The sequence below is a fragment of the Streptomyces sp. NPDC047042 genome (assembly GCF_040644035.1).
Taxonomy (GTDB): Bacteria; Actinomycetota; Actinomycetes; order Streptomycetales; family Streptomycetaceae; genus Streptomyces.
Map to the genome: position 1 here is coordinate 245,718 of NZ_JBEYVP010000001.1, position 25,039 is coordinate 270,756.

At 71.5% G+C, this 25,039-nt stretch carries 21 protein-coding genes and 1 tRNA gene; 14 read left to right on the plus strand and 8 right to left on the minus strand.

Going from position 1 to position 25,039, the window contains the following annotated elements:
- Positions 1–85: 85 nt before the first annotated feature.
- From ABZ855_RS01255 to ABZ855_RS01275, 5 genes are all read right to left on the minus strand, one after another.
- On the minus strand, positions 86–1,558 hold the full coding sequence (locus ABZ855_RS01255) for a penicillin-binding protein 2 (RefSeq protein WP_360798964.1): 1,473 nt from the start codon (positions 1,556–1,558) through the stop codon (positions 86–88).
- The gene (locus ABZ855_RS01260) at positions 1,555–2,994 is read right to left on the minus strand and encodes an FtsW/RodA/SpoVE family cell cycle protein (RefSeq protein WP_360798967.1); all 1,440 of its coding nucleotides are present in this window, start codon (positions 2,992–2,994) and stop codon (positions 1,555–1,557) included. Before ABZ855_RS01260 ends, ABZ855_RS01255 begins: the two co-directional genes overlap by 4 nt.
- Before the next feature lie 27 nt (positions 2,995–3,021).
- Positions 3,022–4,557, minus strand: a complete 1,536-nt coding sequence (locus ABZ855_RS01265; RefSeq protein WP_360798970.1) for a Stp1/IreP family PP2C-type Ser/Thr phosphatase — start codon at positions 4,555–4,557, stop codon at positions 3,022–3,024.
- Between the two features lie 128 nt (positions 4,558–4,685).
- Positions 4,686–5,210 (minus strand): FHA domain-containing protein, encoded by a 525-nt coding sequence (locus ABZ855_RS01270; RefSeq protein WP_319097717.1) that lies wholly within the window; start codon positions 5,208–5,210, stop codon positions 4,686–4,688.
- 10 nt (positions 5,211–5,220) lie between these two features.
- The gene (locus ABZ855_RS01275) at positions 5,221–6,072 is read right to left on the minus strand and encodes a DUF3662 and FHA domain-containing protein (RefSeq protein WP_360798974.1); all 852 of its coding nucleotides are present in this window, start codon (positions 6,070–6,072) and stop codon (positions 5,221–5,223) included.
- Between the two features lie 498 nt (positions 6,073–6,570).
- Here ABZ855_RS01275 and ABZ855_RS01280 point away from each other — a divergent pair.
- The 4 genes from ABZ855_RS01280 to ABZ855_RS01295 all read left to right on the plus strand — a co-directional run bounded on the left by ABZ855_RS01280 (position 6,571) and on the right by ABZ855_RS01295 (position 9,845).
- A tRNA-Leu gene (locus tag ABZ855_RS01280) sits at positions 6,571–6,654 on the plus strand.
- Between the two features lie 248 nt (positions 6,655–6,902).
- Positions 6,903–8,357, plus strand: a complete 1,455-nt coding sequence (locus ABZ855_RS01285; RefSeq protein WP_360798977.1) for a DUF2252 domain-containing protein — start codon at positions 6,903–6,905, stop codon at positions 8,355–8,357.
- Between the two features lie 228 nt (positions 8,358–8,585).
- Entirely contained in the window at positions 8,586–9,479 is an 894-nt protein-coding gene (locus tag ABZ855_RS01290) for a hypothetical protein (RefSeq protein ID WP_360798980.1), read from the plus strand.
- Between the two features lie 36 nt (positions 9,480–9,515).
- Positions 9,516–9,845 carry a rhodanese-like domain-containing protein gene (locus tag ABZ855_RS01295; protein WP_360799265.1) on the plus strand — a complete coding sequence of 110 codons (330 nt, stop codon included), beginning with the start codon at positions 9,516–9,518 and terminating at the stop codon, positions 9,843–9,845.
- Between the two features lie 36 nt (positions 9,846–9,881).
- On the opposite strand, the gene ABZ855_RS01300 is transcribed toward ABZ855_RS01295, so the two are convergent.
- Complete coding sequence (locus tag ABZ855_RS01300; protein ID WP_360798984.1) at positions 9,882–11,030, minus strand: acyl-CoA dehydrogenase family protein; 1,149 nt, start codon at positions 11,028–11,030, stop codon at positions 9,882–9,884.
- Positions 11,031–11,320: 290 nt separating this feature from the next.
- Between ABZ855_RS01300 and ABZ855_RS01305 the strand changes: the two genes are divergently transcribed.
- From ABZ855_RS01305 to ABZ855_RS01315, 3 genes are read left to right on the plus strand one after another with little or no spacing between them, the layout of a single operon-like run.
- A complete protein-coding gene (locus ABZ855_RS01305; protein ID WP_360798987.1) occupies positions 11,321–12,169 on the plus strand; it encodes a DUF5819 family protein in 849 nt (282 codons plus the stop codon).
- Positions 12,166–13,497 carry an HTTM domain-containing protein gene (locus tag ABZ855_RS01310; RefSeq protein ID WP_360798990.1) on the plus strand — a complete coding sequence of 444 codons (1,332 nt, stop codon included), beginning with the start codon at positions 12,166–12,168 and terminating at the stop codon, positions 13,495–13,497. The genes ABZ855_RS01305 and ABZ855_RS01310 overlap by 4 nt, the downstream gene beginning before the upstream one ends.
- Before the next feature lie 10 nt (positions 13,498–13,507).
- Entirely contained in the window at positions 13,508–14,281 is a 774-nt protein-coding gene (locus ABZ855_RS01315) for a TrmH family RNA methyltransferase (RefSeq protein ID WP_360798993.1), read from the plus strand.
- 173 nt (positions 14,282–14,454) lie between these two features.
- On the opposite strand, the gene paaN is transcribed toward ABZ855_RS01315, so the two are convergent.
- On the minus strand, positions 14,455–16,161 hold the full coding sequence (paaN, locus tag ABZ855_RS01320; RefSeq protein ID WP_360798996.1) for a phenylacetic acid degradation protein PaaN: 1,707 nt from the start codon (positions 16,159–16,161) through the stop codon (positions 14,455–14,457).
- 149 nt (positions 16,162–16,310) lie between these two features.
- Here paaN and ABZ855_RS01325 point away from each other — a divergent pair, with 149 nt between their 5' ends.
- Both ABZ855_RS01325 and ABZ855_RS01330 read left to right on the plus strand, forming a co-directional pair.
- Entirely contained in the window at positions 16,311–17,825 is a 1,515-nt protein-coding gene (locus ABZ855_RS01325; RefSeq protein ID WP_360798999.1) for a 3-hydroxyacyl-CoA dehydrogenase, read from the plus strand.
- Positions 17,822–18,409 carry a TetR/AcrR family transcriptional regulator gene (locus ABZ855_RS01330; protein ID WP_360799002.1) on the plus strand — a complete coding sequence of 196 codons (588 nt, stop codon included), beginning with the start codon at positions 17,822–17,824 and terminating at the stop codon, positions 18,407–18,409. The genes ABZ855_RS01325 and ABZ855_RS01330 overlap by 4 nt, the downstream gene beginning before the upstream one ends.
- Positions 18,410–18,428: 19 nt before the next feature.
- On the opposite strand, the gene ABZ855_RS01335 is transcribed toward ABZ855_RS01330, so the two are convergent.
- Positions 18,429–18,914, minus strand: a complete 486-nt coding sequence (locus ABZ855_RS01335; RefSeq protein ID WP_360799268.1) for an Lrp/AsnC family transcriptional regulator — start codon at positions 18,912–18,914, stop codon at positions 18,429–18,431.
- A gap of 189 nt (positions 18,915–19,103) precedes the next feature.
- Between ABZ855_RS01335 and pdhA the strand changes: the two genes are divergently transcribed.
- The 5 genes from pdhA to ABZ855_RS01360 are packed head-to-tail and all read left to right on the plus strand — an operon-like array spanning position 19,104 to position 25,026.
- Positions 19,104–20,237, plus strand: a complete 1,134-nt coding sequence (gene pdhA, locus ABZ855_RS01340) for a pyruvate dehydrogenase (acetyl-transferring) E1 component subunit alpha (RefSeq protein ID WP_360799005.1) — start codon at positions 19,104–19,106, stop codon at positions 20,235–20,237.
- Positions 20,237–21,241 carry an alpha-ketoacid dehydrogenase subunit beta gene (locus tag ABZ855_RS01345; RefSeq protein ID WP_360799008.1) on the plus strand — a complete coding sequence of 335 codons (1,005 nt, stop codon included), beginning with the start codon at positions 20,237–20,239 and terminating at the stop codon, positions 21,239–21,241. Before pdhA ends, ABZ855_RS01345 begins: the two co-directional genes overlap by 1 nt.
- A complete protein-coding gene (locus ABZ855_RS01350) occupies positions 21,241–22,626 on the plus strand; it encodes a dihydrolipoamide acetyltransferase family protein (protein WP_360799011.1) in 1,386 nt (461 codons plus the stop codon). The genes ABZ855_RS01345 and ABZ855_RS01350 overlap by 1 nt, the downstream gene beginning before the upstream one ends.
- Positions 22,627–22,681: 55 nt before the next feature.
- Entirely contained in the window at positions 22,682–23,605 is a 924-nt protein-coding gene (locus ABZ855_RS01355; RefSeq protein WP_360799014.1) for an NTP transferase domain-containing protein, read from the plus strand.
- Positions 23,602–25,026 (plus strand): molybdopterin molybdotransferase MoeA, encoded by a 1,425-nt coding sequence (locus ABZ855_RS01360; protein ID WP_360799017.1) that lies wholly within the window; start codon positions 23,602–23,604, stop codon positions 25,024–25,026. Before ABZ855_RS01355 ends, ABZ855_RS01360 begins: the two co-directional genes overlap by 4 nt.
- The last annotated feature ends 13 nt before the right edge of the window (positions 25,027–25,039 follow it).

Below are 25,039 nucleotides of genomic sequence, written 5' to 3' on the forward strand. Positions count from 1 at the left end.
ATTTGTGTGACCTGGCCAAGCCCGTCAGCCGATACCGGACCGGTATCGCAACGTGCACCGATGTGAAGGGGACGTGACGGGGCTCTCACCGCTTGCTCTGGATGACCGCCTCCATCACGCTCTTGGCGATGGGCGCGGCCAGACCGCCGCCCGAGATGTTGTCGCGGACGGCTCCCTCGTCCTCGACGACGACCGCGACGGCGACCGGTGAGCTGCCGTCGGGGAGCTTGGCGTAGGAGATGAACCAGGCGTAGGGCTTCTCGCTGTTGTCGACGCCGTGCTGGGCGGTGCCGGTCTTGCCGCCGACGGTCACGCCGCTGATCTGCGCCTTCTTGCCGGTGCCGTCCTTGACGACCGTCTCCATCATCGACTGGAGGGTCTGGGCGTTCTCGGTGGACAGGGGCTGGCTCATTTCCTCGGGCTCGGTCTGCTGGAGCACGTCGAGGTTGGGGGCCTGGAGCTTGTCGACCATGTACGGCTTCATCAGCTTGCCGTCGTTGGCGATCGCGGAGACGACCATGGCCATCTGCAGCGGGGTCGTCGCGGTCTCGAACTGGCCGATGGAGCTGAGCGCGGTCTGGGGCCTGTCCATCTTCTCGGGGAAGTTGGAGGCGGCGGCGCGGACCGGGATGAACTGCTCCTCGTTGAAGCCGAACTTCTTGGCCTCATCGAGCATCTTGTCCTTGCCGACGTCGACGCCCATCTTGCCGAAGACGGTGTTGCAGGAGTACTGGAGGGCGACGCGCATGCTCGCGTTCTCGCAGGGGATGTTCCCCTCGTTCTTCAGCTCGGTCCTGGTGTCCGGGAGGATGTAGGGGCGCGGCGAGTTCGTCTTCTGGTCGGCGTCCGTGTACAGGCCGTTCTCGAGGGCCGCCGCGGCCGTCACGACCTTGAAGGTGGAGCCGGGGGGGTAGATGTCGCGCAGGGCCCGGTTGAGCATGGGGTCGTTCGGGTCGGCCTTCTTCTGGAGCTTCTGCCAGGCCTCCGAGTCCTTGTCCGAGTTCCCGGCGAACGTCGAGGGGTCGTACGAGGGGAAGGAGGCCAGGGCCAGGATCGCGCCGGTGGACGGGTCGATCGCGGCCACGGCGCCCTTGCCGCGGCCCTTGAGGCCGTCGTACGCGGCTTTCTGGGCTGCGGCGTTGAGGGTGGTGACGACGTTGCCGCCCTGCTTCTTCTTGCCCGTGATCATGTCGAGGGTGTTGCGGAAGAAAAGCCGGTCGTCGTTGCCGGTGAGGATGCCGTCGTCGATGGACTCGAGCTGCGTCGCGCCGAACGCCTGTGAGGCGTAGCCCGTGACGGGGGCCCACATGGGGCCGTCCTTGTAGCTGCGCTTGTACTCGAAGTCGCTGCTGCTGGACGCGACGGAGCCGGTGATGGCATCTCCGTCGACGATGATGTTGCCGCGGGGTGTGGCGTACCGCTCGATGGCGACCCGTCGGTTGAGCGTGTCGTTCTTGAGGGCGTCCGCCCGGACGTACTGGATCCAGTTGTCGCGGACGAGCAGGGCGAGTACGAGCAGCCCGCAGAAGATCGCGATCCGGCGCAGGGGCTTGTTCACGGTCGGACCACCTGGGTCATCTCGGCGTCGGGGTTGGGGGCCGGGGCGGGCGCGGGACGGCGTGCGGTGTCGCTGATTCTGAGCAGGATGGCGATGAGGGCCCAGTTGGCGATGACGGAGGAGCCACCGGCGGCGAGGAACGGCATCGTCATACCGGTGAGCGGGATGAGGCCCATGACGCCGCCGGCGACGACGAAGACCTGGAGTGCGAAGGCACCGGACAGGCCGATGGCCAGCAGCTTGCCGAAGGGGTCGCGGGCGGCGAGGGCGGTGCGGACGCCGCGTTCCACGACCAGACCGTAGAGGAGCAGGATCGCCATGACGCCGGCCAGGCCGAGTTCCTCGCCGAAGGTGGCGAGGATGAAGTCGGAGTTGGCGGCGAAGCCGATGAGGTCGGAGTTGCCCTGGCCGAGCCCGGTACCGAGGGTGCCGCCGGAGCCGAAGGCCCACAGGGCCTGCATGGACTGCTCGGTGTGGCCGTAGACGCCCTTCTGGCTGAGCAGGTATTCGTTCATCGGGTCGAGCCAGGCCTCGACGCGCTGCTGGACGTGCGACTCGAAGCTGGCGACGCCGACCGCGCCGGCCGCCGACATCAGCAGACCGAAGACGATCCAGCTGGTCCGCTCGGTGGCGACGTACAGCATGATGATGAACATTCCGAAGAACAGCAGCGACGTACCGAGGTCGGTCTCGAAGACCAGGATCAGGATCGAGATGATCCAGACCACGATGATCGGACCGAGGTCGCGGCCGCGGGGCAGGTACAGGCCCATGAAGCGGCGGCTGGCCAGGGCCAGCGCGTCGCGTTTCACCATCAGATAGCCGGCGAAGAAGACCGCTAGGGCGATCTTCGCGAACTCGCCGGGCTGGACGCTGCCCAGGCCGGGGATCCTGATCCAGATCTTGGCGCCGAAGTTGTCGAAGCCGAGGCCCGGGACCAGCGGAAGGACCAGCAGGACCACGGCTCCGGCCATGGAGATGTAGGTGTAGCGCTGGAGGATGCGGTGGTCCTTGAGGAGGACCAGCACCGCCACGAACAGGGCGACGCCCAGTGCGGAGTTCAGTAGCTGGCGGGGGGCTGCTTCGACGTAGTTGGGAAGCCGCTGGAGCTTCGGGGACTGGTCCAGTCGCCAGATGGCGACCAGCCCGATGCCGTTGAGCAGCGTGGCCAGGGGCAGCAGCAGTGGGTCCGCGTACGGGGCGAACTTGCGTACGACGAGGTGGCCGACGCCGGCGATCAGGCCGAGGCCGAGGCCGTAGCTGAGGAGGCCCGCGGGGATCTTGTCGTCGATGGCCAGGCCCACGTTGGCGTAGGCGAAGACCGGGATGACGACGGCGAACGCCAGGAGCGCCAGTTCGGTGTTGCGACGGCTAGGGGTGCCGATCGCGCCGATCGTGGACGTGTGGTGTTGCGAGGTGTTGGTTGTACTGCTCATCGTATGAAGTGGCCCCTCACGGCTTGCCTACTGCTTACCGCACAGCGAGACCAGCTTCTGCTCTTCCTCGGAGAGGCTGGGGCCGGGTGTGGGAGTGGGTGCGGTTGCGGACGGGGACGCCGATCCGGACGGCGTCGGGCTCGGCGTTGCCTTGGACGCGGCGGCGTTACGGGTGGTTCCCGTGGTGCCTCCGGCCTCGCCCTCGCCGGTCTTGGCGTTGTTCGCGTTGTCGGCCGCGCGCCGTTGTTCCTGCTTCTTGCATGCGGAGGCCTGGGTGGCCAGTTCGGAGATCTTCGACTGGGCGTCCTTGAGGCCGCCCTCCGTGATGGTGCCCTCGACCTGCTTCTGCTGGTAGGCGGGCAGGTACTTGAGTTCGATCTCGGGGTGGTCCTTCTCGACCTTCGAGAGCGAGATCCAGGCCAGGTCCTGGTTGATGCCCCGGTACAGCGCGACGTGGTCGTCGCTGGCGCCGACGTAGTACTGCGTCTGGGTCCAGCGGTAGCCGCCGTACAGGCCTCCGCCGATGACGGCGAGGGCGAGGGTGATGTAGAGGGTTCTCTTGAACCACCTGCGGCCGGCGCTGGGTTTGACGAAGTCGTCGTCGCTGTAGCCGCCGAAGCTGCCGGTCTGGATGTAGCCGGTGGTGTCGCCGGAGCCGGGCGGGCCGAACTCGCCGCCGCCGCCGTGCGCGGGCCGCTGCCGGCCGAGCCCGGAGGCGCGTCCGGCGGGCGTCTGCATGGCGCCGCCGTCGTGCAGGTGGTGCTGGTTGTGCTGGTTCTCGGCGACCGCGCCGACGACGACGGGTACGTCTGACAGCTGGCCGGCGAGGGTGTCCCCGGTGTCGAGGTCCAGGACGTCGGCGATGATCACGGTGATGTTGTCGGGGCCGCCGCCGCGCAGCGCCAGCTCGATGAGCTGCTGCACGGTCTCCTGGGGGCCCTGGTAGCTGGCGAGGGTGTCCTCCATGGTCTGGTGGGACACGACCCCGCTCAGCCCGTCGGAGCAGATCAAGTAGCGGTCGCCGGCGCGGACTTCGCGGATGGAGAGGTCGGGTTCGACATGGTCGCCGCTGCCCAGAGCGCGCATGAGGAGCGAGCGCTGCGGGTGGGTGGTGGCCTCTTCCTCGGTGATGCGTCCCTCGTCGACGAGGCGCTGCACCCAGGTGTGGTCCTGCGTGATCTGGGTGAGGACGCCGTCCCGGAGGAGGTACGCGCGTGAGTCGCCCACGTGTACGAGGCCGAGGCGCTGGCCCGTCCACAGGAGGGCGGTGAGCGTGGTGCCCATGCCCTCCAGCTGGGGGTCCTCCTCGACCATCATCCGGAGCTGGTCGTTGGCCCGCTGCACGGCGGTGCCGAGCGAGGTGAGGATGTCGGAGCCGGGGACGTCGTCGTCGAGGGCGACGATCGTGGAGATCACCTCGGAGGAGGCGACCTCACCGGCGGCCTGGCCGCCCATGCCGTCGGCGATGGCGAGGAGGCGGGGACCGGCGTAGCCGGAGTCCTCGTTGCCCTCGCGGATCATGCCTTTGTGCGATCCGGCGGCGAAGCGCAGTGACAGACTCATGCGCACCTCGCCCGTCGGCTCCGGGTACATCCGCACGGTGCCCACCCTCCGGTCGGGAGCGCGCCGGGGCCCTTCGCATGGACCGCCGCCGCCTGCTCGCTCCGCTCGCGCCTATTCATGATGCAGCACTACTTCCGCAGCTCGATGACGGTCTTGCCGATGCGGATCGGCGCGCCCAGCGGAATCGGTGTCGGAGTCGTCAGCCGGGTCCGGTCGAGGTAGGTGCCGTTGGTGGACCCGAGGTCCTCGACGATCCACTGGCCGTCCCGGTCCGGGTAGATCCTGGCATGCCTGCTGGAGGCGTAGTCGTCGTCCAGCACGATGGTCGAGTCGTGGGCCCGGCCGAGGGTGACCGTCTGCCCCTGGAGGGCGACGGTGGTGCCCGTCAGGGTGCCTTCGGAGACGACCAGTTTGCTGGGGGCGCCCCGGCGCTGCCTGCCGCCGCCGGACGGCTGCTGCTGGCGCTGCTGGGGTGGCGCGGCGGTCTGCCGGGCGGTCGCCTGCTGCTGGCGGCCGCTGTCACGCCTCGACCCGCGCTGGGTGACACGCGTACCGAACAGATCGCTGCGGATGACCTGCACGGCCACGATCACGAACAGCCACAGTACGGCCAGGAAACCCAGCCGCATGACCGTGAGGGTCAGCTCTGACATTGCCCCCGCTTCACCCTTCGGCTTGCCGGTAAATGATGGTGGTGCTGCCCACGACGATCCGCGAGCCGTCGCGGAGCGTAGCGCGGGTGGTGTGCGTCCCGTCCACCACGATGCCGTTGGTGGACCCGAGGTCCTGGATCGTCGGGGGCGTTCCGGGCCGGATCTCGCAGTGCCGGCGGGAGACGCCGGGGTCGTCGATCCGGACGTCTGCCTCGGTGCTGCGGCCCAGTACGAGGGTGGGGCCGGAGATCTGGTGGCGGGCGCCGTTGATCTCGACCCAGGAGCGCAGTCGGCCCGCGCCGGCCGTGGGCCGCTGGCCCATGGGCGGGCCCGCCGGGGCGGCGCCGGGGCGTCCGCCGGGCGGCGGTGCGGCCGGCATCGGGGGCGGTGCGACGGGCGGATAGCCGTAGCCGCCGGCCGCGGGCCTGCCTCTGGGCGGGGCCGCGGGGGCGGCGGGGCCGGGTCCGCCGGGGGCCTGCTGGTTGGTGGAGGAGGCGAGCGTACGGCTGCGGACCCGGTACAGGCCGGTGTCGAGGTCGTCGGCCTTCTCCAGGTGCACCTTGACGTTGCCCATGAAGGTGTACCGCTGCTGCTTGGCGTAGTCCCGCACCATCCCGGCGAGCTCGTCGCCGAGCTGTCCGGAGTAGGGGCTGAGGCGCTCGTAGTCGGGTGCGCTCAGTTCCACGATGAAGTCGTTGGGTACGACGGTCCGGTCGCGGTTCCAGATGGTCGCGTTGTTGTCGCACTCGCGCTGCAGTGCGCCCGCGATCTCCACGGGCTGGACCTCGGACTTGAACACTTTGGCGAAGGTGCCGTTGACCAGACCTTCGAGACGCTGCTCGAACTTCTTCAGGACTCCCATGGGGCACCTCCTCCAGGTTGCTGCTCTGTCTGAGCCGTGCGTGCCGTGCCTGTCTTGCCTGTCGTGCCTGTCGTGCCTGGTACTGCTTACTGATCGTATCCACGCGCGGGGAAAACGGCTGGTTCCCCCTGTCAGCCCGGTCGACAGGTGTCGACGCCTGACGAAGTTCCCTGTGAAGCTCCCCTTCGAACTCCTCGGGCCCTACCCAGATCGTAGAGGCGGCGCCAAACCAGTGTCCCGCACCTGACTGTGCACCTTGCCCGCCTCCATAGGAGATGGGCTTGACCGGTACGAGGTTGATACGTGAACAGGCTCGTGTTGATACGTAGTCGCAGCCGGTCCGGCTTGGTCGGCGGGTCCGGGGTGGGTTCTGGGTGGGTTCGGGGTGGGCGGGGGCGGAGGGAAAGGGATGTGAACCCACCACCTCCAGCGTGCTAATCTTCTCGATGTCGGAAGGCCCCAGCACCGCAGGGAGCAGGGCTAGAGGACACACCCAATGCGCGGGTGGCGGAATAGGCAGACGCGCTGGATTCAGGTTCCAGTGCCCGCAAGGGCGTGGGGGTTCAACTCCCCCCTCGCGCACAAGTGAACGGCCCTCATCGTGATCACGATGAGGGCCGTTTCTCGTTGTGCTCGCGTCTTGCTCGTGGACCTCGTTGTGCGCGTGCATCTCACCTCGCCGTCGCGAGGATGTGAGGTCTCTCTCATATGAGGTGCGTCCACGGGCTGCCCGACTTATCCACAGGGTCTGACCTGATGGGGATGTGTGGCGGTACGGTCGTCGCCAGTTGATGTTGGTGGCGGTGCGGGGAGTGGGGAAGGCGGTCGCGATGACCGAGGTCAGTACGGAGTCGGCGGGGGCCACGGTGGTGCGCAGCCGGGCGCGGGAGCTTCCCCGGGTGCCTGGGTTCGCTCAGTGGGAGGCGGAGGGTTCCTCCCCGAAGGAGGAGGGGAAGGCGCTGCGGCAGCGGGTTCCGCGCGGCTCGCACGCCTTGTTCGACGCGGGAGCGGACGGTTCGCGTCCGGACGCGGAGACGGCGGTCAGGGAGTCCAACCGTGGTCGTATCCCCGAGTTGACCCCGATAAGGGTGGGCAGGATGGCGGCGACCCCGTTCGCCTTCCTGCGGGGTTCGGCGGGCCTGATGGCGTACGACCTGGCGCGTACGCCGATGACCAGGATCGGCGCGCAGATCTGCGGCGACGCCCATGCGGGCAACTTCGGTCTCTACGGTGACGCGCGTGGCGGTCTGGTCATCGATCTGAACGACTTCGACGAGACGGTCCAGGGCCCCTGGGAGTGGGACCTCAAGCGGCTCGCCGCCTCGCTGGTGCTCGCGGGCCGGGAGGCGGGCGCGGACGAGGACATCTGCCGCAAGGCGGCGCACGGCGCGGTCGGGGCGTACCGGCGGACGATGCGGCTGCTGGCGAAGCTTTCGGTGCTGGACGCGTGGAACGCTATCGCGGACGAGGAGCTTGTCTCCTACACGGACGCCCATGATCTGATCGGCACGCTCGAGCGGGTGTCCGAGAAGGCGCGGGGCAACACCAGTGGGCGGTTCGCGGCCAGGTCGACGGAGGTCACCGAGGACGGCGGGCGGCGCTTCGTCGACGCTCTTCCGGTGCTGCGGCGGGTGCCGGACGCGGAGGCCGCGGCGGTGGCTGCGTCCCTGGAGGAGTACGCGGGCACGCTCTCGGAGGACCGTCTTCCGTTGCTGGAGCGGCACTCGGTGCACGATGTGGCGTTCCGGATCGTCGGCACGGGGAGTGTGGGTGCGCGGTCGTACGTCGTTCTGCTGCTGGATCACAAGGGGGAGTCGCTCGTCCTTCAGGTGAAGGAGGCCCGTCCGTCGGCGCTGGTCCCGCATCTGGCGACCGCCGGCTGGGACCCGGTGGAGGCGGCGGGCGCGGTGCACGAGGGGCGCCGGGTGGTGCTCGGGCAGAAGCGGATGCAGGTCGTCAGCGACATACTTCTGGGCTGGACGACGGTCGAGGGACTGCCTTTCCAGGTGCGGCAGTTCCGCAACCGCAAGGGCAGCGTGGACCCGGCCGCGCTGTCCGCCGACCAGATCGACGACTACGGGCGGATGACGGGCGCCCTGCTGGCCCGGGCCCACGCCCACAGTGCCGATCCTCGTCTGATCGCCGGGTACTGCGGCAAGAGCGACGAGCTGGACGAGGCGATGGCGACGTTCGCGACGGCCTACGCCGACCGTACGGAGGCGGATCACGCGGTGCTGGTGGCGGCGGTGCGGGCGGGGCGGATCGCCGCGGAGATGGGGGTGTGAGGGGGGTTGGGGCGACCGGTTGCTGGGCCGGGTGTGAGGGCTGGGTCGGTGATCGCTGGGCCGGAATGCGCGGGCCGGGTCGGTGATGGCCGGGGCTGAGTGTGCGGGCCGGGTCGGTGATGCGCGGGGCCGTGGTCGTCGGGGCGGAGTGTGACGGGTGTGGGGTGACTTCGGGGTCTGTTCGGTGACCTTGGGTGGGCGCCGGAGCCGTGGCCTACGCTTGGGCGGGTGACGACCCCGGAAGCTGAGCAGTCCTCGTCCGTGCCCGAAGCCGAAGGGGCGCGGGAGTCTCCTGACGCGCCTGAGGCGCAGGCGGAGGCCGGTGCGGGCGGCCAGGCCGAGGGTGCTCGGCCCGAGGAGCGGTTGGAGCGGGCCGTACGGGTCGCCGAGCAGGCGCTCATCGAGTACGAGATCGCGGTCGAGACGTTCCGTATCGAGGTCGAGAACTTCTCCCGGCTGCACCACCAGAAGCTCGGCCCGATGTACACCCGCCTCGACGAGCTGGACGCCGAGATCGCCGAGGCGAAGGCCGCGCGCAGCGGTGACCCGGAGGACGCGCGGGCGGCGCGGGAGGCCCGGGCGCGGGTCATGCCGATGCCCGGCGTCGAGGAGCTGTTCCACGGCTGGATGGACTCGGAGGGACTGTTCCCGGAGGCCGCGGCGATGCTCACCGAGCAGCCGGTGCGGCCCCCGCAGCGGGTCCGCCCGAGCGACGAGGCCCGGAAGGTCTACCGGGAGCTGGTGCGCAAGGCCCATCCGGACCTGGCGCAGGACGAGGCGGAGCGGGCGCGGCGCGACGAGTTCATCGCCCGGGTCAACACGGCCTACGGGCGGGGCGACGAGGTGGCGCTGCGGGAGCTGGCCGAGGAGTGGGCGGCCGGTCCGGCGCCCGCCGAGTGGCAGCCGAGTCACAGCGAGGAGCTCTACGCGCGCCTCGAGTGGCTGGCCCAGCGCAAGGAGCTGCTCACGCTGGTCGCGAGGGAGCTGGAGGAGGGCGCGATCGGCGCGATGCTGAAGCTCGCTCCGGACGACCCCGACCGTCTCCTGGAGGAGATCGCGGAGCAGTTGCTGGCGCAGGTCGCGCAGCGTGAGGCGGAACTCGCGGCGCTGCTCGGGCGGTGACGTGGGTATCGTCGGGGCATGAGTTTCGGTTCTGGTGTGCCCACGGTCGAGGTCGCGGACCTCAAGGACGACGACTTCCTGCTGGATGTCCGTGAGGACGAGGAGTGGCAGGCGGGGCATGCCGAGGGGGCGTTGCACATCCCCATGAGCGAGTTCGTCGCGCGCTTCGGCGAGTTGACGCAGGCGGCGCCGCAGGACGGTCGGGTGAACGTGATCTGCCGGTCCGGGGGCCGGTCGGCGCAGGTCACGAACTATCTGGTCCAGCAGGGCATCGACGCCGTGAACGTCGGCGGCGGTATGCAGGTGTGGGAGGCGGCGGGCCGCCCGGTCGTCACCGACGAGGGTGCGCCGGGCTTCGTCGCCTGAGCCGAGTCCGGGGTGGGTGAGGGCTCGGCGCCGGTTTCAGGCCAGTTGGTGGGCCGAGAGCAGGTCGCCGAGTGTCTCCTCGTGTGCCGCCGCCGGGCCGAGGGACAGCTCCAGGTGTTTGGCCCAGGCGTGGTAGCGGTGCAGCGGATAGTCGGTGTCGGCGCCGAAACCGCCGTGCAGGTGCTGCGCGGTCTGCACGATCCGGCGTACGCCTTCCGAGGCCCAGATCTTGGCGACGGCCACGTCTCCGGAGACCGGCAGGGCGCCGCTCGCCCCGGTGCTGATGCGCCATGCCGCCTGCCAGAGTGTGGCCTCCATGGCGCGCAGGTCGATGTACCGGTCGGCGGCCTGGACGGCGACGGCCTGGAACGTCGCCAGCGGGTGCCCGAACTGTTCCCGTTTGCCGGTGTAGTCGCTGGTCATGCCCAGTACGGCGGTCCCCAGTCCTAGGGCCTGTGCGCAGGTGCCGACGGTGAGCAGATCGCGCAGCCAGGGCCAGGCGTCCTCGGTGTCGAGGACGTGGTGGTCCGGTACACGTACGGAATCCAGGCGTAGCTCGGCGAGCCGTTCGCCGGCGGTGGAGATCTGCTCGGCGAGGATCAGGCCGTCGAGCGGGGCGCCTTCGTGGAGGCGGGGGACCAGGGCGAGGACGGTCCGTTCGGTGCCGGTGCGGGCGGGTACGAGGACGAAGTCGGCGTTGTGCGCCCAGGGCACCGCCGTCTGTACTCCGTCGAGTACCCACAGGTCGCCGTCCCGGTTCGCGGTTACGGCGAGTTCGGCGGCGTCGTGGCCGGTGCGGCCGTGTGCGGCGACGGTGAGGACGAGGTCGCCGGTCCCGGCCCGGCGCAGCACCTCGTCCCGCAGTTCCCCGTCGCCGAATGCCTGTACGGCCGCGGCGGCGGCGCAGCTCTCCAGCAGGGGGACCCGGGCCAGTACCTTCGCGGACTCGCGCAGGACGAGGCACAGGGCGATGGCGTCGAGGCCGGCGCCGCCGAACTCGTCGTCGAGCAGCAGGCTCAGCAGGTCAGCACCGGCGAGCCTCTCCCACAGGGCGCGGTCGAAGTCGTCGGCGACGGCACCCGGGACGAGCGACGGGCTGGGTACGCCGTCCGGTGCGACCCCGCCGAAGACCGCCCGGGCCGCCTCGACCGCCGCCTGCTGCTCCTCGCTGAACCTGAAGTCCACGGTGCTGTCCTCTCGGCCCGGGGGCGGGTGACCTGACGGGGCGTCAAGATAGAACAGGTTCTAGAAGAAGGGAACGGATGGGACCGCGGGGTGCGCGGCGACGGCAGATTGTTCGATTTGTTCGAATCGGTGCTCCAACGGTGGGCCGTAGGGTGTCAGCGGGCTGTCCGGGCACCGTGCACGGCGTGTGCGGGTGTGCGGAGGGGGCTGCGCCGGGCGGGCGGCCCTGAGTACCGTGCCCGTGCGCACGCCGTGGTGCGATGGGACCGGGTAGCGGGAGGCGGGGCGCAATGGACGCGTACGAGGCAGACTCGACCGCCCGACACGGGCGCGACCAGCCCGGCGAGCCTGACCAGCCCGGCGAGGTCGGCCAGGTCGGCGAGCCCGGTGAGGCCGGTGAGGTCGGTGAGGCCGGAAGCTCCATGCTCGGCGGCACCCCGCCACCGCCCCGGGAAGCGCCGCGCCCGTCCCTGGCCGCTCTGTCGCTCCCGTACCAGGTGGGTGCGGCCCTGGCCGTAGCGGTGGTCGCCGTGGTCGTGTGTGTCCACCTCGGGATGGTCTTTCTGCACGTCGCGCCCTCGAACACGGTCACCAGGGAGCACGCGTCGGCGATCGACGACTGGATCTACCCGGAATTCGAACAGAACTGGAAGCTGTTCGCCCCCAACCCGCTGCAGCAGAACATCGCCGTCGAGGTCCGCGCCGATGTCCGTACGGCGGACGGCGGGGCCCGGACGACCGGCTGGTACGACCTCTCCGCGCTGGACGGCGAGGCCATCCACGGCAATCCGGTGCCGAGCCACACCCAGCAGAACGAGCTGCGCCGGGCGTGGGACTTCCTCGCCGGCTCGCACGACGCCCAGAACCGCCCCTCGGGCCTGCGCGGTGCCCTCTCCGAGGCGTACCTGCGCCGCATCGTCGTCCTGCGTCTCGAGCGCGAGGGCGCGGTAGGCCCGGGCGGCACGATCGACCGCGTCCAGGTCCGCTCGCGCAGCACGAACGTCCGACCCCCCGAGTGGAGCCAGGAGCAGGTGCCCGAGAAGCCCACGTACCGCGTACTGCCCTGGTGGCCCGTCCCCGACGACGAGGCGCCGCGGACGGCGGGCACGGAGGACAAGGCGAAGGGGGACGGCTCATGACCCCCGTCGAGCCGACGGCCTCCCGTTCGCTCTTCCGTTCGTTCTCGCGGGCGGCCTCCCTGGGTATCGGGCGGGTCACCGAGACCGTCCTGGGCCCCTATCAGGCCGCCGTCGTGCGGATCGGCTTCTCGGCGACGTGGCTGTTGTTCCTGCTGCGCGAGTTCCCGCACCGGCAGGAGCTGTACGGCCCCGACGGGCCCTGGAGCTGGGATCTCGCCCAGCAGCTCATCTCGGACAACGGCGCCTTCACCGTGCTCATGTGGTCCGGCAGCCGGGTCTGGTTCGAGCTCGTCTACGTCCTCGCCGTCCTCGCCAGCCTTCTTCTCCTGCTCGGCTGGCGCACCCGCACGCTGTCCGTGGTCTTCATGGTCGGGGTGCTCTCGCTCCAGAACCGCAGCATCTTCGTGGGGGACGGCGGTGACAACGTCCTGCACCTGATGTCCCTCTACCTGGTGTTCACGCGCTGCGGCCAGGTGTGGTCCCTGGACGCCCGACGCGCCCGCAGGGCACGCGCGCGTGTGCCGTTCGCCGCCCCCGACCGGGTGGGCCCCGCGCTCTGGGCCGTCCTCGGGTCGCTCCTCGTCGCCGGTACCGCGGCCGGGAAGCTCGACGGCGACCCACTGGTTCCGGTGATCCTCTGGGGGATGTGGCCGGCCATGGGCGTGTGGTGGGTCGTCGCGCGCCGGGCGCCGGGCGGCGAGCAGAACAGCGGGCAAGGCGGTGAGCAGGGAGGCGAGCAGCCCGGTGGGCTCCGGATGCTGCTCGACATCGTCGGCAACGTCGTCCACAACGCGGCCCTCTTCGTGATCATGGCCGAGGCCTGTCTGATCTACGCGACGGCCGGCTGGTACAAGATCCAGGGTTCGCGCTGGCAGGACGGCACCGCCGTCTACTACCCGCTCCACCTCGACTACTTCTCCCCGTGGCCCGCCCTCTCCGACCTGATGGCGTCGAGCGGCACGATGGTGATGCTGGTGACGTACGGGACGGTGGTCGTGCAGGTCGCTTTCCCCTTCACGCTGTTCAACCGGCGGGTCAAGAACGTCCTGCTGGCCGTGATGATGACCGAGCACGCCGTCATCGCCGTCGTCCTCGGGCTGCCCTTCTTCTCCCTCGCGATGATCGCGGCGGACGCCGTTTTCCTGCCCACATCGTTCCTGCGCCGGCTCGGTGACGGTGCGGCACGCGCACGCGTGCGCCTTGTCTCCCGGCTGCCGGGCCGTCGGACCGCCGGGGCGGCCGACGAGACGGCGGCCGACGAGATGGATGCGCCCGAGACGGATGCGCCCGAGACGGATGCGGACGAGACGGCGCACACGCGCACGTAGGCTGCACGGCATGACGGACTCAGCAACAGGGCCGGCGAGCGCCGCGGTGACCGACTGGCACCGGCTCGTGGGCGCCTCCGTCCTGCTCGACGGCTTCCACGCCCTCAAGCACGCCGTCCGTTTCGGCGCGCGCATCCCGGTGGCCGTGACCACCGACCGGCGTGCGGCCCTGGATCTCGCAGACGAGCTGGCTCCGGACGTACGGGAGACCCTGGACGCCCTGCTGGCCGAGGTGCCGGAGACGACGTACACCTCGCTGGTGCCGCGCGCGCATCCCACGGCGGTGGCCGCCCTGGCCGTACGGCCCTCGCGCGGCGCCAACCTGGAGGCCCTCGCGCGCATGCCCCGCAGTGCGCCCGTCGTCGTCCTCGACGACCCGCGCAACCTGGGCAACGCCGGGGCGGTGATCCGGCTCGCGGCCGGATTCGGCGCGACCGGGGTCGTCACCACCGGGACCGTCGACCCCTGGCACCCCACCGTCGTACGCGGTGGGGCGGGGCTGCACTTCGCGACCGCCGTGGAGCGGCTGACGGTGGCCGAGCTGCCGCCCGGGCCGGTGTTCGCGCTCGATCCGGAGGGCGACGACATCCGGGGGCTGAAGCTCCCGGACGACGCCGTCCTCGCCTTCGGCTCCGAGCGCAGCGGGCTGTCGCCCGAACTACGCGCGCGTGCCGACCGTCTGGTGTCCCTGCCGATGCGTTCCCAGGTCTCCAGCTACAACCTCGCGACCAGCGTGGCCATGACGCTGTACCACTGGAGCCTCACCGGCGGCGCGGACTTCTAGGGCCTGTCGTCAAATTCCCGCCTGCCTCGCGACGACATGCACGCACTCTCGCCGCACCGGACACAGACCCACGTACAACCAGTACGAGGGCCTGCGTCCGGCACGCCGAGAGCACGCACCTGCCGCCGCGAGGCCCGCCCTTCGGGCGGACGACGGGAATTTGACGACAGGCCCTAGGCCTCCCGGCGCACCTCGACCACCCGGAAGCGGTTCGCCACGAACGCTCCGTCGCAGAGGGCCGCGTTCGCGGCCGGGTTGCCGCCCGAGCCGTGGAAGTCGGAGAAGGCGGCCGTCTGGTTGACGTACACCCCGCCGGTCAGGTTCAGCGACAGCTGGGCGCACTCGTCGAAACAGGCCTCCTGGACGGTCTGTTCGAACTCGGGGTCGGTCGTGTACGCGCCGACCGTCATCGCGCCCTTGTCCCGGATGGTCCGCCGCAGCAACTGCACCGCGTCCGTCGCCGAGTCGACCGCGACGGCGAAGGAGACCGGGCCGAAGCACTCGTTCATGTAGGCGGCCTCGGAGTCGGCCTCATCCCAATATTTCCGTGTGCCGTCGAGCTTCACGATGACCGGCGTGCGGACCACCGCTTCGGGGAAGTCGGGGTTGACGATCTCCCGTGAGGGCAGGGCGACTTCGCCGAGGTCGGCCGCCGCCTCCAGCCGGGCCTTCACATCGGGGTTGACGATCGCGCCCAGCAGCCCGTTCGCGCGCGCGTCGTCGCCCAGCAGGCCGCTGACGGCCGCGGCGAGGCCGGAGACCACCTCGTCGTACGACTTGTGGCCCTCCTCCGTACGGATGCCGTCGCGGGGGATGAGGAGGTTCTGCGGGGTGGTGCACATCTGGCCGCTGTACAGGGAGAGGGCGAACGCGAGGTTCGACAGCATGCCCTTGTAGTCGCCGGTCGACTCCACGATCACCGTGTTGACGCCGGCCTTCTCCGTGTAGACCTGCGCCTGGCGGGCGTTGGCCTCCAGCCAGTCGCCGAACGACGTCGAGCCCGTGTAGTCGATGATCCGGATCTCAGGGCGCGTCGCCAAGGTCTTGGCGATGCCCTCGCCGGGGAGCTCGGCCGCCAGGGCGACCAGGTTGGGGTCGAAGCCGGTCTCGGTGAGGACCTCGCGCCCGACGGCGACCGTCAGCGCGAGCGGCAGCACCGCGCGCGGGTGGGGCTTGACGAGGACCGGGTTGCCCGTGGCCAGGGAGGCGAACAGGCCCGGGTAGCCGTTCCACGTGGGGAAGGTGTTGCAGCCGATGAGGAGGGCGATGCCGCGCGGGACCGGCGTGAACTCCTTGGTGAGGGCCAGCGGGTCGCGCTTGCCCTGGGGCTTGGTCCACTCCGCGGTGCCGGGGGTGCGGACCTGCTCCGCGTACGCGTACGCCACCGCCTCCAGGCCGCGGTCCTGGGCGTGCGGGCCGCCCGCCTGGAACGCCATCATGAAGGCCTGGCCGCTGGTGTGCATGACCGCGTGCGCGAACTCGTGCGTGCGGCGGCTGATCCGGCGGAGGATCTCCAGACAGACCAGCGCGCGGACCTCCGCGCCCGCGTCGCGCCAGGCGCGCTGTCCGGCCTTCATGGCGGGCAGCAGCACGTCGACGTCCGCGTGCGGATAGGTGACGCCCAGCTCGATGCCGTACGGGGACACCTCGCCGCCCACCCAGCCGTCGGTGCCGGGCTGGTCCAGGTCGAGGCGGGTGTTGCGGACGGCGTCGAAGGCGGCCTTGCCCGCGGCCAGGTCCAGGCTGCCGTCCTCCCCGTACGCCTTGGGGTGTTCGGGGTGCGGGGACCAGTACGCGCGCGTGCGGATCGCTTCCAGCGCCTGATCGAGGGTGGGCCGGTGCTGGGCGATCAGCTGGTGCGCGGTGAGTTCGGCGGCCATCGGGGGACCAACTCCTCGTCTCAAGAGCACTTCGTCGAGCTCATGACCTGGGCAGAAAAGGGACGACAGAGCTAGAGTAACCGAACGATCGGTCGGGACAAGGGGGTCCGCCGCATCTGTGGACAACCTCGTGCGGGAGGATCGCGCACATGACAGCACTCGACCTCAGCAGCCCCGTGGCCGTCGTCGGCACCGGCACCATGGGCCAGGGCATCGCCCAGGTCGCGCTGGCCGCCGGTCATCACGTACGGCTGTTCGACGCCGTGCCCGGGCGGGCCGACGAGGCCGCCGCCGCGATCGGCGCGCGCCTCGACCGGCTCGTGGCGAAGGACAGGCTCGCGCCCGCCGACCGGGACGCGGCGCGGGGCCGGCTGCACACCGCGGGGAGCCTCGCCGAACTCGCCGACTGCTCCCTCGTCGTCGAGGCCGTCCTCGAGCGGCTCGACGTGAAGCAGGAGCTGCTGCGCGCCCTCGAGGAGGTGGTCGACGACGACTGTCTGCTCGCCACCAACACCTCCTCCCTGTCCGTCACCGCCATCGGCGGCGTCCTGCGCAACCCCGGGAGGTTCGTGGGGCTGCACTTCTTCAACCCGGCGCCGCTGCTGCCCCTCGTGGAGGTCGTCTCCGGGTTCGCCACCGACGTCACGTCGGCCACGCGCGCGTACGAGATGGCCCGCGCCTGGGGCAAGACGCCGGTCGCCTGCGCCGACACCCCCGGGTTCATCGTCAACCGCCTCGCCCGGCCCTTCTACGCGGAGGCGTTCGCCGCGTACGAGGCCCAGTCCGCCGACCCCGCCACCATCGACGCGGTGCTGCGCGAGTGCGGCGGGTTCAGGATGGGCGCCTTCGAACTGACCGACCTCATCGGGCAGGACGTCAACGAGGCCGTCACCCACTCCGTGTGGCAGGCCTTCTTCCAGGACGTGCGGTTCACGCCCTCGCTTGCCCAGCGGCGGCTCGTCGAGTCGGGTCGGCTCGGCCGCAAGACCGGGCAGGGCTGGTACGAGTACGGGGACGACGCCGAGCGCGCCGAACCGCACACCGCGGAAGCGGCCCAGCCGCCCGCGTACGTCGTCGCCGAGGGCGACCTGGGCCCCGCGGCCGACCTCCTCGCGCTGATCCGCGAGGCGGGCGTTCCCGTCCGCGAGGACGAGGAGGACCACGGCACCCGGCTGGTGCTGCCCAGCGGCGGTCAGCTGGTCCTCGCCGACGGGCAGACCAGCGTCGAGTTCCGTGACGTCGTCTACTTCGACCTCGCCCTCGACTACCGGCGGGCCACCCGCATCGCCCTGTCCGCCTCCCAGGACACGCAGCCGCAGACCCTGACGGAGGCCATCGGCCTCTTCCAGGCGCTCGGCAAGGACGTCAGCGTCCTCGGGGACGCGCCCGGCATGATCGTCGCCCGCACGGTGGCCCGGATCATCGACCTCGCACACGACGCCGTCGCCAAGGGCGTCGCCACCGAGGAGGACGTCGACACGGCGATGCGTCTGGGCGTCAACTACCCGCTCGGGCCCTTCGAGTGGAGCCGCAGGCTCGGCCGGAGCTGGGCGCACGAGATCCTCGACGAACTCCACCAGCGCGACCCGAGCGGACGGTACGCGCCGTCCCTCGCGCTCTACCGCCACGCGTACGCCACCGACAAGCGGGAGGGCACCCCATGACCACCGTCAAGCGCGACACCTACACCCCGCAGACCCTGCTCCAGGTCGCCGTGCAGGTGTTCAACGAGCGTGGCTACGACGGCACCTCCATGGAGCACCTGTCCAAGGCGGCGGGCATCTCCAAGTCGTCGATCTACCACCACATCACCGGCAAGGAGGAGCTGCTGCGCCTGGCCGTCGACCGCGCCCTGGACGGGCTGTTCGGGATCCTCGACGAGGAGCACGCGCGCGTGGGGCCCGCCGCCGGGCGGCTGGAGTACGTCGTACGGCGCATGGTCGAGGTGCTCATCGGCGAACTGCCGTATGTGACGCTGCTGCTGCGGGTGCGCGGCAACACCGAGACCGAGCGCCGGGCCCTGGAACGGCGCCGCGACTTCGACCACCGGGTCGCCGAGCTGCTCAAGGCCGCCGCCGCCGAGGGGGACATACGCGGTGACGTGGAGGTGCGGCTCGCGACGCGGCTCGTCTTCGGGATGATCAACTCGGTGGTGGAGTGGTACCGGCCCGACGGGCGCGGCATGGGCGAGCGGGAGGTCGCCGACGCGGTGGTGCGGCTGGTCTTCGGGGGGCTGCGCCACCCGTAGCGGGACTGCCTGGGGTGCCTCAGCCCTCCAGGTCCAGGTCCTCCTCCTCGAACACCAGCAGTGTGCGGGTGCTGAGCACCTCCGGCATCGCCTGCAGGCGCATCAGCACCAGCTCGCGCAGCGCCTTGTTGTCGGGGGTGTGGACCAGCAGGAGCACGTCGAAGTCGCCGCCCACCAGGGCGATGTGGTCGGCGCCCGGGAGCTGCCTGAGCTGTTCGCGGACCGTGCGCCAGGAGTTCTGGACGATCTTCAGGGTGATGTACGCCGAGGTGCCCTGCCCGGCGCGTTCGTGGTCCACGCGGGCGCCGAAGCCGCGGATCACGCCGTCCTCGATGAGGCGGTTGATGCGCGCGTAGGCGTTGGCCCGCGATACGTGCACGCGTTCGGCCACGGAACGGATCGAGGCGCGGCCGTCCGCCTGGAGCATCTGCAGGATGTCCTGATCAATGGCGTCCAGCGGCCGTGGAGGCGGCAGGGCGGGGCCGCCTTCCGCGCGCTCGGCCATTTGTTCAGGTGCCATGTGCCCCCGCCTCCCTGCCATGGACGTACTGCGTCCATCTCAGGCTGTGGAGAACCGTTTGTCCACAGCCTGGCGGTGCCTGTAGCCAAAATGTGCCGACGACCGAACAATCGGTAGGTGAGGCGAGTCACAACCGTGGCCCGCCCGGAGCCGTCTCCCACGAGGAGGTGCCGCATGACGGTCATGGAGCAGCGGGGTGCGTACCGCCCCACGCCGCCGCCCGCCTGGCAGCCCCGGACCGACCCCGCGCCGCTGCTGCCCGACACGGAGCCGTACCGCGTCCTCGGTACCGAGGCGGCGGCGCGGGCGGATGCCGGACTGCTGCGCCGGCTGTACGCGCAGCTGGTGCGCGGGCGCCGGTACAACGCGCAGGCCACCGCCCTCACCAAGCAGGGCAGACTCGCCGTGTACCCCTCCAGCGTCGGCCAGGAGGCCTGCGAGGTGGCCGCCGCGCTCGTCCTGGAGGACCGTGACTGGCTCTTCCCCAGCTACCGGGACACGCTCGCCGTGGTCGCCCGGGGCGTGGACCCCGTACAGGCGCTGACGCTGCTGCGCGGTGACTGGCACACCGGGTACAACCCGCGTGAGCACCGGGTGGCGCCGCTGTGCACCCCGCTCGCGACGCAGCTGCCGCACGCCGTCGGGCTCGCGCACGCCGCCCGTCTCAAGGGCGACGACGTGGTGGCGCTGGCCATGGTCGGGGACGGCGGCACCAGTGAGGGCGACTTCCACGAGGCGCTGAACTTCGCCGCCGTGTGGCAGGCGCCGGTGGTCTTCCTGGTCCAGAACAACGGCTTCGCGATCTCCGTGCCGCTCGCCAAGCAGACCGCCGCCCCGTCGCTGGCCCACAAGGCCGTCGGCTACGGGATGCCGGGCCGCCTGGTCGACGGCAACGACGCGGTCGCCATGTACGACGTCCTCAGCGACGCCGTACGCCACGCGCGCGCAGGCGGTGGTCCCACGCTCGTCGAGGCGGTGACCTACCGCGTGGAGGCGCACACCAACGCCGACGACGACAAGCGCTACCGGGCCGACTCCGAGGTCACCGCCTGGCGCGAGCACGACCCGATCGACCTCCTGGAACGGGAGCTCACCGCGCGCGGGCTGCTCGACGAGGACGGCATCAGGGCCGCCCGCGAGGACGCCGAGGCGCTCGCCGCCGACCTGCGCGCCCGGATGAACCAGGACCCGGTGCTCGACCCCATGGACCTGTTCTCCCAGGTGTACGCCGAACCCACTCCCCAGCTGCGCGAGCAGCGGGCCCAGTTGCGGGCCGAGCTCGAGGCCGAGGCGGAAGGGGCGCACTGATGACCACCGTCGCCCTCAAGCCCACGACCATGGCACAGGCCCTCACGCGCGCGATGCGCGACGCCATGGCCACCGACCCCACCGTGCACGTCATGGGCGAGGACGTCGGCACCCTCGGCGGGGTCTTCCGGGTCACCGACGGACTCGCCAAGGAGTTCGGCGACGACCGCTGCACGGACACCCCGCTGGCCGAGGCGGGCATCCTCGGCGCGGCCGTCGGCATGGCCATGTACGGTCTGCGCCCGGTCGTCGAGATGCAGTTCGACGCGTTCGCCTACCCCGCGTTCGAGCAGCTGATCTCGCACGTCTCCCGGATGCGCAACCGCACCCGCGGGGCCATGCCCCTGCCGATCACCGTCCGCGTGCCCTACGGCGGCGGAATCGGCGGCGTCGAACACCACAGCGACTCCTCCGAGGCGTACTACATCGCGACCCCGGGCCTCCACGTCGTCACGCCCGCCACGGTCGCCGACGCGTACGGCCTGCTGCGGGCCGCCATCGCCTCCGACGACCCGGTGGTCTTCCTGGAGCCCAAGCGCCTGTACTGGTCGAAGGACTCCTGGAACCCGGACGAGCCGTCGGCCGTCGAGCCGATAGGACGCGCGGTGGTGCGCCGCCCGGGCCGCAGCGCCACGCTCATCACCTACGGGCCGTCCCTGCCCGTCTGCCTGGAGGCGGCCCGGGCCGCGGAGGCGGAGGGCTGGGACCTCGAAGTGGTCGACCTGCGTTCCCTGGTCCCCTTCGACGACGAGACGGTGTGCGCCTCCGTACGGAGGACCGGGCGGGCGTTGGTCGTCCACGAGTCGGGCGGTTTCGGCGGCCCCGGCGGGGAGATCGCGGCCCGTGTCACGGAGCGCTGCTTCCACCACCTGGAGGCGCCGGTGCTGCGCGTCGCCGGGTTCGACATCCCGTACCCGCCGCCGATGCTGGAGCGGCACCACCTGCCCGGCGTCGACCGCGTCCTGGACGCCGTGGGACGGCTGCAGTGGGAGGCGGAACGCTGATGGCACAGGTACTGGAGTTCAGGCTCCCCGACCTCGGCGAGGGGCTCACCGAGGCGCTGATCGTGCGCTGGCTGGTCGAGGTCGGCGAGGTCGTCGCCGTGGACCAGCCGGTCGTCGAGGTCGAGACGGCGAAGGCGATGGTCGACGTGCCGTGTCCCTACGGGGGTGTCGTCACCGCCCGCTTCGGCGAGGAGGGCACCGAACTGCCCGTCGGGTCGCCCCTGGTGACGGTCGCGGTCGGCACCCCGGCCCACCCCGAACCCGCAGGTGACGGGGCCGAGGGCTCCGGCAACGTGCTCGTCGGCTACGGCACCTCCGAGGCGCCCGCGCGACGGCGCAGGGTGCGGCGGGAACAGGCGGCGCCCGCTGCCGAGGCGGCCCGCGAGGGCACGGCCGGGCAAGCCCCCGCCCCTGCCACTGCTCCCGCCCCTGCCACTGCTCCCGCCCCCGCCCCCGCTTCCGGCCGCGTCGACGGGCCTGTTCCGGTCATCTCGCCGCTCGTTCGCAGGCTCGCCCGCGAGAACGGCCTGGATCTGCGGGACTTGGCGGGCTCCGGGCCCGACGGACTGATCCTGCGCGCCGACGTGGAGCGCGCGCTGCACGCGGGCACCGCCACGCGAACCGAGGCGCCGGCGTCGGCCCCCGCCCCGGCTCCTGTTCCTGCGGCGCACCCAGCCGCAGTCATTGCCGCCACCGAGGGCACGCGCGTGCCCCTGAAGGGCATCCGCGGTGCCGTCGCCGACAAGCTCTCCCGCAGCCGGCGCGAGATCCCGGACGCGACCTGCTGGGTGGACGCCGACGCCACGGAGCTGATGCGGGCACGCGCGCACATGAACGCCGGCGGGGCCGCGAAGGTCTCCCTCCTCGCGCTGCTCGCCCGTATCTGCACGGCCGCCCTCGCCCGCTACCCCGACCTGAACTCCACGGTCGACCTGGAGGCCAGGGAGATCGTCCGGCTCGACCGCGTCCACCTCGGCTTCGCCGCGCAGACCGAACGCGGGCTCGTCGTCCCCGTCGTCCGGGACGCGCACGGCAAGAACGCCGAGGGGCTCGGCGCGGAGATCGCGCGGCTGACCGAGGCGGCCAGGACCGGCAGCCTCACGCCCGCCGAACTCACCGGCGGCACTTTCACGTTGAACAACTACGGCGTGTTCGGCGTCGACGGCTCCACGCCGATCATCAACCACCCCGAGGCGGCCATGCTCGGCGTCGGCCGGATCGTCCCCAAGCCGTGGGTGCACGAGGGAGAACTGGCAGTGCGACAGGTCGTCCAGCTGTCGCTCACCTTCGACCACCGGGTGTGCGACGGCGGTACGGCGGGCGGTTTCCTGCGCTATGTGGCGGACTGCGTCGAACAACCGGCGGTGCTGCTGCGGACCCTGTGACGCGGGTGACGCGCACACGTTCCCTGTGATCGGCGGCGGCCCGCATACTCGGAGGGTGACCGCCTACGAGCCCCCGCCCCCAGGGACCCCTGGCGCCGACGGCTACGACGCCGTGGTGCTCGCGGGCGGGGCCGCCCGAAGGCTCGGCGGCGCGGACAAGCCCGGCGTACGGGTGGGCGGGCGCGCGCTGCTCGACCGGGTGCTCGCCTGCTGCACCGACGCCGGCACCACCGTGGTCGTCGCCGGCCCCCGGCCCACCGCACGGCCCGTGACCTGGGCCCACGAGGACCCGCCGGGCGGCGGACCCGTCGCCGCGCTCGACGCGGGCCTGCGGCACACCACCGCCGAACATGTCGTCGTACTCTCCGCCGATCTCCCGTTCCTCGGAGCGGCGACCGTACGACGGCTTCTCGGCGCCCTGCGGACGAGCGGCGCCGAGGGTGCTCTGCTCACCGACAGCGGCGGCCGGGAACAGCCGCTCGTGGCCGCGTACCGGGCGTCCGCGCTGCGCCGGGAGCTGGGCGCGCTCACCCTCGAACACGGCGGCCTCACCGGCCTGCCGCTGCGCCGGCTGACCGCCGCGCTGGAACTCACCCGTGTGTCCGACCCCGTCGCGTCCTTCGACTGCGACACCTGGGACGACATCGCCGCCGCCAGAGCACGCATCAGGGAGCATGGGCACGTGTTGGACGAATGGATTTCCGCAGCCAAGGACGAACTGGGCATCGACCTGGACGTCGACACCGGCCTCCTTCTCGACCTCGCCCGTGACGCCGCGCACGGTGTGGCCAGGCCGGCCGCCCCCCTGACGACGTTCCTCGTCGGATACGCGGCGGGCCGGGCCGGGGGAGGCCCCGAGGCGGTCGCCGAGGCCACCCGCAAGGCCGTCGCCCTCGCGCTGCGCTGGGCCGACGAGGCCAAAGCCGCCGACGCCGGGCCCGCCGCGGACCAGGCCCCCGACACCCCGGACGCCGGATGACCGCCCGCAGCGACCTGGACGACCTCGGCGCCGAGGAGGCCCTCGCCCTCGTGAACCAAGGCAACAGCGGCCGCACACAGGGCGCGGGACCCATCCAAGGAAGCGCGGCCCCCGCAGGGGACGGTGTGTACGACGTGGAGGCCGACCAGCCGCGCCCCGCCGGTACCGGCGACGACCGCGCCCCCGCGCCCGCCGCAGCCGCCGAACGCCACCGGGCCACCCCGTGGCCCCAGGCCCGCGCCATCGCCGAGCGCGCCGCCCGCCAGGTCTCCCGTACCGCCTCGGCCCCGACCTCCGTCCCCCTCGACGCCGCTCTCGGCCTGGTCCTCGCCGCCCCGCTCGCGGCCCTCACCGACCTCCCCTCCTTCGACACCTCCGCGATGGACGGCTGGGCGGTGGCGGGCCCCGGTCCCTGGGACGTGCGCGAGGCCGGTGTGCTCGCCGGGCACGCGCAGCCCGAGCCGCTCACCGACGGCGAGGCGGTACGGATCGCGACCGGCGCCCGTATCCCGCACGACACGACCGCCGTCCTGCGCAGCGAGCACGGCCGCACGGACGACAAGGGCAGGCTGCACGCCACCCGCGAGCTGAGCCACGGCCAGGACATCCGTCCGCGCGGCCAGGAGTGCCGCACCGGCGACCAGCTGCTGCCCACCGGCACCTTCGTGACCCCGGCCGTCCTCGGGCTCGCCGCGGCCGCCGGGTACGACACCCTCGCCGCGATCCCCCGGCCCCGGGCCGAAGTCCTCGTCCTGGGTGACGAGTTGCTCACCGAGGGACTGCCGCACGACGGTCTGATCCGGGACGCCCTCGGCCCGATGCTGCCGCCCTGGCTGCGCTCGCTCGGCGCCGACGTCATCGCCGTACACAGACTCGGGGACGACGCCGAGGCGCTCCACCGGGCCCTGAGGGACTCCCCCGCCGAGATCGTCGTCACCACCGGCGGTACCGCCGCCGGGCCCGTCGACCACGTCCACCCCACGCTGCGCCGCCTCGGCGCCGAGCTGCTGGTGAGCGGTGTCCAGGTGCGCCCAGGGCACCCCATGCTGCTGGCCAGGCTCAAGGAGAACCAGCACCTTGTGGGGCTGCCCGGCAACCCGCTGGCCGCCGTCTCCGGGCTGCTCACCCTCGCGGAGCCCCTGCTGCGGACCCTCGCGGGACGGGCGGCGCCGGAGCCGTACACGCTGCCGCTCAAGGACGAGGTGCACGGGCACCCCCACGACACCCGGCTCGTTCCCGTCGTCCTGCGCGGCGACCGCGCCGTACCCCTGCACTACAACGGGCCGGCCATGCTGCGCGGTATCGCGGCGGCCGAGGCCCTCGCGGTCGTCCCGCCCGGGGGAGCCCGCGCCGGTCAGGAACTCGAACTGCTCGACCTGCCCTGGTCGGCTGCCACCGAAGCCGGGGTGTGTTTCACGTGAAACATTCGGATCG

Coding starts and splice junctions, on each gene's coding strand:
- ABZ855_RS01260 (WP_360798967.1), bottom strand. CDS start 2,994: ATGAGCAGTACAACCAACACCTCGCAACACCACACGTCCACGATCGGC.
- ABZ855_RS01265 (WP_360798970.1), bottom strand. CDS start 4,557: ATGAGTCTGTCACTGCGCTTCGCCGCCGGATCGCACAAAGGCATGATC.
- ABZ855_RS01270 (WP_319097717.1), bottom strand. CDS start 5,210: ATGTCAGAGCTGACCCTCACGGTCATGCGGCTGGGTTTCCTGGCCGTA.
- ABZ855_RS01275 (WP_360798974.1), bottom strand. CDS start 6,072: ATGGGAGTCCTGAAGAAGTTCGAGCAGCGTCTCGAAGGTCTGGTCAAC.
- ABZ855_RS01285 (WP_360798977.1), top strand. CDS start 6,903: ATGACCGAGGTCAGTACGGAGTCGGCGGGGGCCACGGTGGTGCGCAGC.
- ABZ855_RS01305 (WP_360798987.1), top strand. CDS start 11,321: ATGGACGCGTACGAGGCAGACTCGACCGCCCGACACGGGCGCGACCAG.
- ABZ855_RS01310 (WP_360798990.1), top strand. CDS start 12,166: ATGACCCCCGTCGAGCCGACGGCCTCCCGTTCGCTCTTCCGTTCGTTC.
- ABZ855_RS01315 (WP_360798993.1), top strand. CDS start 13,508: ATGACGGACTCAGCAACAGGGCCGGCGAGCGCCGCGGTGACCGACTGG.
- paaN (WP_360798996.1), bottom strand. CDS start 16,161: ATGGCCGCCGAACTCACCGCGCACCAGCTGATCGCCCAGCACCGGCCC.
- ABZ855_RS01325 (WP_360798999.1), top strand. CDS start 16,311: ATGACAGCACTCGACCTCAGCAGCCCCGTGGCCGTCGTCGGCACCGGC.
- ABZ855_RS01330 (WP_360799002.1), top strand. CDS start 17,822: ATGACCACCGTCAAGCGCGACACCTACACCCCGCAGACCCTGCTCCAG.
- ABZ855_RS01335 (WP_360799268.1), bottom strand. CDS start 18,914: ATGGCCGAGCGCGCGGAAGGCGGCCCCGCCCTGCCGCCTCCACGGCCG.
- pdhA (WP_360799005.1), top strand. CDS start 19,104: ATGACGGTCATGGAGCAGCGGGGTGCGTACCGCCCCACGCCGCCGCCC.
- ABZ855_RS01345 (WP_360799008.1), top strand. CDS start 20,237: ATGACCACCGTCGCCCTCAAGCCCACGACCATGGCACAGGCCCTCACG.
- ABZ855_RS01350 (WP_360799011.1), top strand. CDS start 21,241: ATGGCACAGGTACTGGAGTTCAGGCTCCCCGACCTCGGCGAGGGGCTC.
- ABZ855_RS01360 (WP_360799017.1), top strand. CDS start 23,602: ATGACCGCCCGCAGCGACCTGGACGACCTCGGCGCCGAGGAGGCCCTC.